At 61.6% G+C, this 8,100-nt stretch carries 7 protein-coding genes and 1 pseudogene; 4 read left to right on the forward strand and 4 right to left on the reverse strand.

Translation table 11 applies throughout. The features are described 5' to 3' along the window. A partial coding sequence (locus QTI68_RS39935; protein WP_286529939.1) for an arylsulfatase occupies positions 1 to 2,011 on the forward strand: 2,011 nt, incomplete at its 5' end. Positions 2,012 to 2,295: 284 nt separating this feature from the next. Next, a pseudogene (locus QTI68_RS39940) lies at positions 2,296 to 3,744 on the forward strand (IS1182 family transposase). Positions 3,745 to 4,411: 667 nt separating this feature from the next. Here QTI68_RS39940 and QTI68_RS39945 read toward each other — a convergent pair. After that, complete coding sequence (locus QTI68_RS39945; RefSeq protein WP_286529940.1) at positions 4,412 to 4,762, reverse strand: hypothetical protein; 351 nt, start codon at positions 4,760 to 4,762, stop codon at positions 4,412 to 4,414. Positions 4,763 to 4,890: 128 nt separating this feature from the next. On the opposite strand from QTI68_RS39945, the gene QTI68_RS39950 reads away from it, so the two are divergent. Continuing rightward, the gene (locus QTI68_RS39950) at positions 4,891 to 5,043 is read left to right on the forward strand and encodes a hypothetical protein (RefSeq protein ID WP_286529942.1); all 153 of its coding nucleotides are present in this window, start codon (positions 4,891 to 4,893) and stop codon (positions 5,041 to 5,043) included. A gap of 164 nt (positions 5,044 to 5,207) precedes the next feature. On the opposite strand, the gene QTI68_RS39955 is transcribed toward QTI68_RS39950, so the two are convergent. From QTI68_RS39955 to QTI68_RS39965, 3 genes are all read right to left on the reverse strand, one after another. Next, the gene (locus tag QTI68_RS39955; RefSeq protein ID WP_286529944.1) at positions 5,208 to 5,600 is read right to left on the reverse strand and encodes a nuclear transport factor 2 family protein; all 393 of its coding nucleotides are present in this window, start codon (positions 5,598 to 5,600) and stop codon (positions 5,208 to 5,210) included. A 390-nt stretch (positions 5,601 to 5,990) separates the two neighbouring features. After that, positions 5,991 to 6,449, reverse strand: a complete 459-nt coding sequence (locus tag QTI68_RS39960) for a hypothetical protein (RefSeq protein ID WP_286529945.1) — start codon at positions 6,447 to 6,449, stop codon at positions 5,991 to 5,993. 433 nt (positions 6,450 to 6,882) lie between these two features. After that, entirely contained in the window at positions 6,883 to 7,089 is a 207-nt protein-coding gene (locus QTI68_RS39965; protein WP_286529947.1) for a hypothetical protein, read from the reverse strand. A 372-nt stretch (positions 7,090 to 7,461) separates the two neighbouring features. On the opposite strand from QTI68_RS39965, the gene QTI68_RS39970 reads away from it, so the two are divergent. Next, positions 7,462 to 8,034, forward strand: a complete 573-nt coding sequence (locus QTI68_RS39970) for a hypothetical protein (protein WP_286529949.1) — start codon at positions 7,462 to 7,464, stop codon at positions 8,032 to 8,034. Positions 8,035 to 8,100: the final 66 nt, after the last annotated feature.

An 8,100-nucleotide genomic window follows, 5' to 3' on the forward strand; every position in this document is an offset into this window, starting at 1 on the left:
GCCCACCCGGGCGGCGTTGATCACGGGCCGCAATCATCATACTAACAACACCGGCGCCGTCCAGGAGATCGCGACCGCGTTCGAGGGCAACACTGGCATTCGCCCGGCGAGCGTGGCTCCTCTGCCGGAGATGCTGCGCCTGAACGGCTACAACACGGCCGCCTTCGGCAAGTGGCATCTGACGCCGGCCTGGGAAACCAGCATCTCCGGGCCCTACACGACATGGCCCACCCAATCGGGCTTCGAGAAGTTCTATGGCTTTCTCGGCGGAGAAACCAACCAATGGTCGCCGCTCCTGTACGACGGGGTGACTCGGGTCGAGTTGCCCGCCGACCCGAACTACCACTTCATGACAGACATGACGAACCAGGCCATGGCCTGGACACGGTTTCAGCAGTCGATGACACCCGACAGGCCGTTCTTCATGTACTTCGCCCCTGGCGCGACCCACGCGCCGCACCATGTATCGAAGGAATGGGCCGACAAATACAAGGGCAAATTCGACGCGGGCTGGGATAGGTATCGCGAGGACGCGCTGGCCCGGCAGATCAAGCTCGGCATCGTGCCGGCTGGAACGAAGCTCGCGCCCAAGCCCGCCGGAATCAAGGATTGGGACAAGCTGACGCCCGATGAGCGGCGACTGTTTGCACGCCAGATGGAAGTCTTCGCGGGATTTGCCGAGCAGGCCGACTACGAGATTGGTCGCCTCGTGAAGGCGATCGAGGATCTGGGCGTGATGGACAACACGCTCTTCATCTACGTCGCCGGTGACAACGGTGCGAGCGCCGAGGGTGGGGCGACCGGCCTGTTCAATGAACTTACGTTCTTCAATGGTGTCTCGGAGACCGTCGAAAACCAGTTGAAGAACCTCGACAAGTGGGGCGGCCCGGAAACCTACCCACACTATGCCGCCGGCTGGGCCGTCGCTGGCGATGCGCCTTTCGCCTGGACAAAGCAGGTGGCGGGGGACTACGGCGGCACCAAGACCGGCATGGTCGTGCACTGGCCAAAGGGGATCAAGACGAGGGGAGAAATTCGCTCCCAGTGGCAGTACATCACCGATCTCGCGCCGACGGTACTCGAAGTTGCACAGTTGCCGTTTCCAAAGTCTGTCAACGGCACGGTCCAGAAGCCCTTCGAGGGCGTGAGCATGGCTTACACGCTCAACGATGCGAAGGCGGCCGACCGACGGAAAACGCAGTATTTCGAGATTCTCGGCAACCGCGGCATCTATCACGATGGCTGGCTCGCGCGTACCGTGCACAGGGCGCCATGGGAACCCAAGCCACGCGCGACGCTCGACAAGGACACGTGGGAACTCTTCGATGCGCGCAACGACTACAGCCTTGCCACCGACCTCGCTGGGACGCAGCCGGCGAAGTTGAAGCAGATGCAGGCCGTGTTCCTGAAAGAGGCGGCGAAGTACAACGTGCTTCCGATCGACGACCGCAGCGTCGAGCGCTTCAACGCGGCGATCGCCGGGCGCCCCGACTTGATGGGAACGCGTACTTCGATCACGCTCTACCCGGGCATGACAGGCATGATGGAGAACACGTTCATCAACGCGAAGAACCGCTCCAGCACGATCACCGCCGAGATCGACGTCCCACAAGGCGGCGCCGAGGGCGTGATCTTCGCGCAAGGCGGGCGTTTCGGCGGCTTCAGCCTGTACCTGAAGGACGGCAGGCCCACGTACACCTATAACTGGGTTGGCCTCGAACGCTACACGGTGGCCTCTCCTCAGGCGCTTCCGCCGGGCAAGGCGACCATCAAGCTGGACTTCGCGTATGACGGCGGCGGCCCCGGCAAAGGTGGCACGGCTTCACTATCGGTCGGCGGGCAGAAGGTGGCGGAAGGTCGGATCGATAAAACCATTCCCTTCATCATCTCGCCTGACGAGGGCGCTGACGTTGGCGAGGACGATGACACGCCCGTCTCGGGCGACTACGTGGCGGGCATCAAAAGCCGATTCACTGGGACGATCGAGAAGGTGAGCCTGGAGGTCCGGTGAGACGCCCTGCCGCTTCGGTAGAAGTCCGCTATCGTCATGAACTGCCGAGGGCTGCTTTGCGGAAGATGCCTCCAGGGCGCGCGGCTGCCGGCCTTGCGACTTTCACCATGCGAATCGCGACCCGACACCCGGGTGTCTCCCGTCGGCGGTGATCCAACGCGTCGGTGTCTGGTTTGGGGCAATCAAATTTGCAGCGGCTACTTCCGCAATGGGCCGAGGGTGTGTGGAAACATCTCAGATGGTCGCCTATATTGAGCCAACCCGTCTGAACGAGGTGGTGGCCCATGAAACGATTCATCGAAGGCGAGGACCGTCAGCAGGCCACTCTGCTGCCAGAGTGCCTTGACGACTAAATCGGCGAAGACAACCCCGTGCGCGTCGTCGATGCTTTCGTCGAAGAATTGGATCTCTATTCACTGGGTTTCGAAGGCATCGAACCCGCAGCCACTGGGCGCCCCTCATATCACCCGTCGGTCCTGCTGAAGCTGTACATCTACGGCTACTTGAACCGCATTCAGTCCAGTCGTCGCCTTGAGCGCGAGGCGCAGCGCAACGTCGAACTGATGTGGCTCATCGGCCGGTTGGCGCCGGACTTCAAGACCATTGCCGACTTCCGCCACAACAACGGCCAGGGCATTCGCAACGTCTGCCGCCGCTTCGTCATCCTGTGCCGTGAGCTCAGACTGTTCACGCACGCCGTCGTGGCCATCGACGGCAGCAAGTTCAAGGCGGTCAACAGCCGCGATCGCAACTTTACCCCCGGCAAGATCGACGGTCGTCAGAAGCAGATCGAGCAGAGCATCCAGCGCTACCTGGCCGCACTGGAGACAGCCGACCGCACGCAGCCCCCTGAGGTGGAAGCCAAGACCGAGCGGCTGCAGGACAAGATCAAGACGCTGCGCGAGCAGATGAAGAAGCTCGATGAGACCAAGCAAGAGTTGAAGAAGGAGCCTGATGGGCAGCGCTCGCTCACCGATCCCGATGCGCGCTCGATGCTTCAGTCAGGCAAGAGCACGGGCATCGTGGGCTACAACGTCCAAACGGCCGTGGATGCGAGGCACCACCTGATCGTGGCGCACGAGGTCACCAACGTCGGTCACGACCGCGCGCAACTCAGCAAGATGGCAAAGGCTGCGCGCGAGGCGATGGGCAAGACAAAGCTGCAAGCCCTTGCTGACCGCGGGTACTTCAACGGCACGGAACTCAAGGCCTGCGAGGACGCGGGCATCAAGACCTACGTGCCCAAGCCGATGACCTCGAATGCCAAGGCCGAAGGGCGCTTCGACAAAAGCGACTTCATCTACATCGCAAAGGCCGACGAGTATCAGTGTCCTGCCGGCGAACGAGCGATCTACAGGTTCAGCACGTTAGAGAGGAACGGGCTCAAGGCGCGTCTCTACTGGACCAGCGCTTGCCCCAGATGCCCGATGAAGGATCAATGCACGCCCGGCGACTACCGACGCATCCGTCGATGGGAGCATGAGGAGGTCCTCGAGCGTGTCCAGCAACGCATGGATCGCAAGCCTGTGGCCATGACGCTGAGAAGATGCACCGTTGAGCACGTGTTCGGAACCGTCAAACACTGGATGGGTTGGACACACTTCCTGACGAGGAAACTGGAGCACGTGAGCACCGAGATGAGCCTTCACGTGCTGGCTTACAACCTGAAGAGGGTCATCGCGATCTTGGGTATAGCCAAAATGATGAAGGCGATGAGATCGATGGAGGCGTGAGCCTCTCAAGGCCTCCCAACAATCAATTCGACCTCCCCCGAGCGCAATTGCTGCGCGCCGCGTACTGGATAAGCCGCTCTTGGCCACCCCGCCGCGTTCGCGGTCATGTCCTGCACACTGCAAGCCTACGGTTTGCGCACGGCCTCGGCCCAGACTGGGCGGTTCCTCGATGCCGGCGACTGTCCCTAATTCTCTCCACGAACAGCAAACAGGTGGGGCCCCCGAGGGGGATAGTCGGAGCAAGGTCATGAACCCGGCCGCCGGAGCAATGCCTGCTCGTTGTGAATGCGCTTGTTGCCCGCCGGCTCGCTCACGACACGATCGTTCTCGCTTACCGGGAGCAGCTTTGTGGCAATGGGCCCGGTCCGAAGGAAGACGACCAGCAGAGCTTCGCCAGGCTCGTCTTCGTGAGCAAAAACTCGTGCGCCTGGGACAAAACGCTTTGTCGCGGCTCACGCTCGGGGAGAGTTGCGGTAGCTGCGGCTTGACGAGATGAAACGCTTCGTGGACTGAAAAGCAATGGCCGCTGCGACTATGAGTATGGGAAACCAGCCAGCCAGGTCGGCCTCTGTCGCGTCCGGCAATACGACCTCGCCTTCTTGATTGGATAGTCGGAACGAAGCCCAGACTCACGGATAGCTTCAAGGGCAGAACGGTCTTTGCCGACTTACCCTCGGGAATGACGCTTAGAGTTGCGTCCAACCGTCCTGTGGGGCGCCCGGTGCAAGGGGGTGCCGATCGGGTCTGGCATCGGCGGAGAAAGCACGTAGGCTCGATGCAGCAGCGCACAGACAGTTGGTGCTTCGGACCTTGCCTGAGAAGAGTGGCCGCGCCACTGCGCTGCTCCGGCTTGGTTGTCGATGTCCGTCCGCATCGTCACGTCCAGTACCGGCATCATCCCGCTGGTCAGCCGCTTTTCAGCCATCCACACAACCGCCCTGAACAGGATTGGTTCCATGGTACGGCCCCTCAGGTATGTGCGAACCAGGGATTCGGCGGCAAATTCGGAAGTGGTCATGGCGTTGCTCCATGCGCTGGGTGAACGCACAGGAACAGTACTGCTGAATCCATTCGCGATCCGTGCGGTGTCGCACATAGGGGCTCGCCGGACCAACTGACGGTCAATTGCGTGGCCAGAGTCTCTCCATGTCTGAAGTTGAATCCGCGGAGGAACGCCATCCAGACATGGCTGCCACATCCCGGCGGCGCGTTCAAACGTTCAAACAGCAAGCTGAACTGATTCAGCGTGGCGGCGCCATCAATGAGCGCGCAGCTGCGCCCATCCCCAAGGCGCCTTGATGCAGTCAAGCCTGCGCCTCAGATTCGGAACGCGGCCAGAGCGCTGAACGGCGTCCAGCGAGGCGGTCGCCAGTGCGGAAGGGGGCATCGCCGCCTAGGCCCAACATCGGCGTTCTACTACCGGTGCGTCATGGGCAGAGGACAGCCCGTGAACCGATTCGCGCCTATCCTCCTGCCGCGACGTAGGCGGCCGTGTCGAGCGTGCCGATCCAACGGCTAATCTTGCCATCCTTGAGCGTGAAAACGTGCACCCACTCGCTCTCGAAGACCTTGCCGTTGGGTCGCGGCTGCGTCTGTTCCCAGCCAAGAACGGTGACGTGATCAGGTCCTTCGAGGAATTCGCGCGGCTCGAACTTCTGGATGTCGTCCGACTCGGCCACCTTGCCGAACCATCCTTGCACCTGTTGCTTGCCGGTGTACCGGCCTGCATAGGGGATGCCCGCGCTGGCCAGGAAACGCCAGTCCACGTCGTCGGTCAGCAATGCCAGGATGCCCTCGACGTCGCCGCGCCCGAAAGCGGCGTAGGCCTGTTGTACGACTTGGGTCGGTGTGCTCATGACAGTCCTCCGTAGGAGTGCGAATTCAAAGTCTAGACCTGCTGTTGGCCGTTTTCAATTTGACCTCAACACGGCAGGGGCGTACCCCATATACGCTGCGCCTGTTGCTCCGGATTCAGCTGCGTAGACCCTTGGCCGCCAGGATCGTGACCAGGTTTCGTGCGCACAAACCATTGGTCTGGCCACTTTCGGCGCAGGAGCGGGACCGCCGTAGTCTCTTCACAACGCGTTTACTCACTGACAAAACGATCGCCGCGCAGAACGCCTACCTGCGCCTGCCAGCTGCCGCCCGCTCAACGGCGAGGGTCTGTTCGATCCTTGAATGAGGCCTTGACTGCGTTTCGCCCCCACCAAGGCGCCGAGCTTTGGTAGGCCCTTGCTGCCGCCTGTTCATTCCAGGTAGTCAACAAACTGCGGGATCACCTCGCGCAGGAGGCGGATTTCCCCAGTGGGAATGCTGTGCGGCTCCAGGTCGAAATGGATAAAGCTGCCATAGGGCGTGCCGCACTCTCGCGTCAGCAGCCGGCCGTAGTACGACTCGACCATGCCGGCATAGGGTCGGTTCGTTAGGCGCTGATCCTTGGAGGCATGGCTGGTCACGAACTCGCCATGCTCGAGCGCGTGCTGGCAGAAGCTTTTGCTCAGAGGTACCACCTTCAGCCAGGTGCGGTATTCGGAGTCGCGGTCGAAGGCGTGCGCCGCGTGCATCACATCGCCGTTCAGTTTGTAGATCGCCGTGAACTGATAGGGCGTCCTGTCGTTGAGCAAGGCCAGCGCCGGAACGATCCCGCGGCTGGCCAGGAGGTTCCGAACGGCCGCAGCGGGCGCTGGCAAGTCGACGTCGAGCATGGGTACCTTGGTTGGGGCGTGGGCGCGAATCTTACGTAATTCTTACTGCGCTTGGGAACCGGGTTTGACCCTCATCTTGTCAGCGCAAACCCTTGGGTGTCCCCAAGAGTCAAGGGTGCGCCGCACCTCCGTGGCCTGACGCTTCGGGAGGTCGCACAGTCCCGTCCGCTCAGGCCGCGATTGGCGCATCGACGCGCCTCCAGCCGCGCCAGGCTGAGGCTCGAACGCCATCACGCAGCACTGGGGCATAGGGGCCATCGGTGTTCGACCAGGCCCAATGTCGAGCAGCTCTTGGCGCCTTTTCGCCGACTTTTTGTACATCGGCCGCGGCTACGAGTACGAGTGAGGTCTGAATGAGACGCTCACGCCGACTGGAGCGTCCTCACGGTGCCCGATAGCGAGCGGAGAATTCTCCTGCGTTCCAGCGCGGCTCTCAAGACGGATTCAGAAGACCAGGGGGCAGTGCAGTGGCATGATCCTCCATCTCGGTGCGGAGGGATTCGTCCAGTACCGGCATCAGGCCGTTCATCAGCCTTGCCTCGGCTGCAAGCACGACAGCGCGGTGCAGTGCGCTAGGCAGGACGCGTCCATTCAGATGGTCAAGGACCAGAGTCTCGGCGGCAAACAAGAAAAGTGACATGGTGTGGTCCTATCGGACTTGACGACACAGTAACGGTGCCCGCCATCGAAGTCTGTCCGATACCGCACCTATGCCTCACCGCACCAGCGGCGTGGTCCAAACACCCCATACGGTCTCGCTGCCCTACGCTGCATCGAGGCCGTCGCCGACGAAGACTGGGCGTGCCATGCGTTCTATGCCGAAACACGCGTTGACGAGGGGCGTGGGTCCAGGACGCAGCGGGCGCAAATGTTCGGTAGCGCACAGACAAGACGCGCTGGACCTCCTACAAATGGTGGAGCCAAGGTGGTCTCGCGCACTTTGCCGGGCGCTCGAGCAAGCGCCCAGTGAATGCGTTGTGACCACCAATTTTGACGGCGAAGAAAGGTTCGTATGAACACGCTTTTCAATCTCAAGCCTTCGATTCTTGTCGTCGCCGTCATGCTGGTGCTGCCAATGGCACAGGCAGCGACGATGAGCAAGGCAGACCACACGGCCGGCAAAAACCGCATCAGCGCGGACTTCAAGGCCGGCAAGGCGGCGTGCGCCCCCTTGGCTGACAACGCGAAGGACATCTGCATCGAAGAAGCCAAGGCCAAGGAGAAGGTCGCGAGCGCCGAACTGGAATACGCCTATACCGGGAAGTCCAGCGACCACAACAAGGTGCTCAAGGCAAAGGCGGAGGCGGCCTATGCGGTCGCCAAGGAAAAGTGCGATGACCAATCGGGCAATGCCAAGGACGTGTGCGTCCAGGAGGCCAAGGCCATCGAGACCAAGGCGCTAGCCAATGCCAAGATGGGCAAGGAGATCGGCGAGGCCAAGGTCGACGCCAGCCAGGCGAAGCGCGATGCCGACTACAAGGTCGCCGCCGAGAAGTGCGACGGCATGTCGGGTGATGCCAAGGCAAGTTGCATGGCCGCCTGGCGGGCGACAATTATCTTGAGCGGTCAGCGACAACTATCGTGAGCGGTTGACGCACGCGCCCGGGGTGCGTTTGCGGTCGGGTTTTAAAGTGGTTTGCCTCTAGAGGAG

The organism is Variovorax sp. J31P207, assembly GCF_030316965.1.
Lineage (GTDB): Bacteria > Pseudomonadota > Gammaproteobacteria > Burkholderiales > Burkholderiaceae_C > Variovorax > Variovorax ginsengisoli_B.

Coding starts and splice junctions, on each gene's coding strand:
- QTI68_RS39945 (WP_286529940.1), bottom strand. CDS start 4,762: ATGACCACTTCCGAATTTGCCGCCGAATCCCTGGTTCGCACATACCTG.
- QTI68_RS39950 (WP_286529942.1), top strand. CDS start 4,891: ATGTCTGAAGTTGAATCCGCGGAGGAACGCCATCCAGACATGGCTGCC.
- QTI68_RS39955 (WP_286529944.1), bottom strand. CDS start 5,600: ATGAGCACACCGACCCAAGTCGTACAACAGGCCTACGCCGCTTTCGGG.
- QTI68_RS39960 (WP_286529945.1), bottom strand. CDS start 6,449: ATGCTCGACGTCGACTTGCCAGCGCCCGCTGCGGCCGTTCGGAACCTC.
- QTI68_RS39965 (WP_286529947.1), bottom strand. CDS start 7,089: ATGTCACTTTTCTTGTTTGCCGCCGAGACTCTGGTCCTTGACCATCTG.
- QTI68_RS39970 (WP_286529949.1), top strand. CDS start 7,462: ATGAACACGCTTTTCAATCTCAAGCCTTCGATTCTTGTCGTCGCCGTC.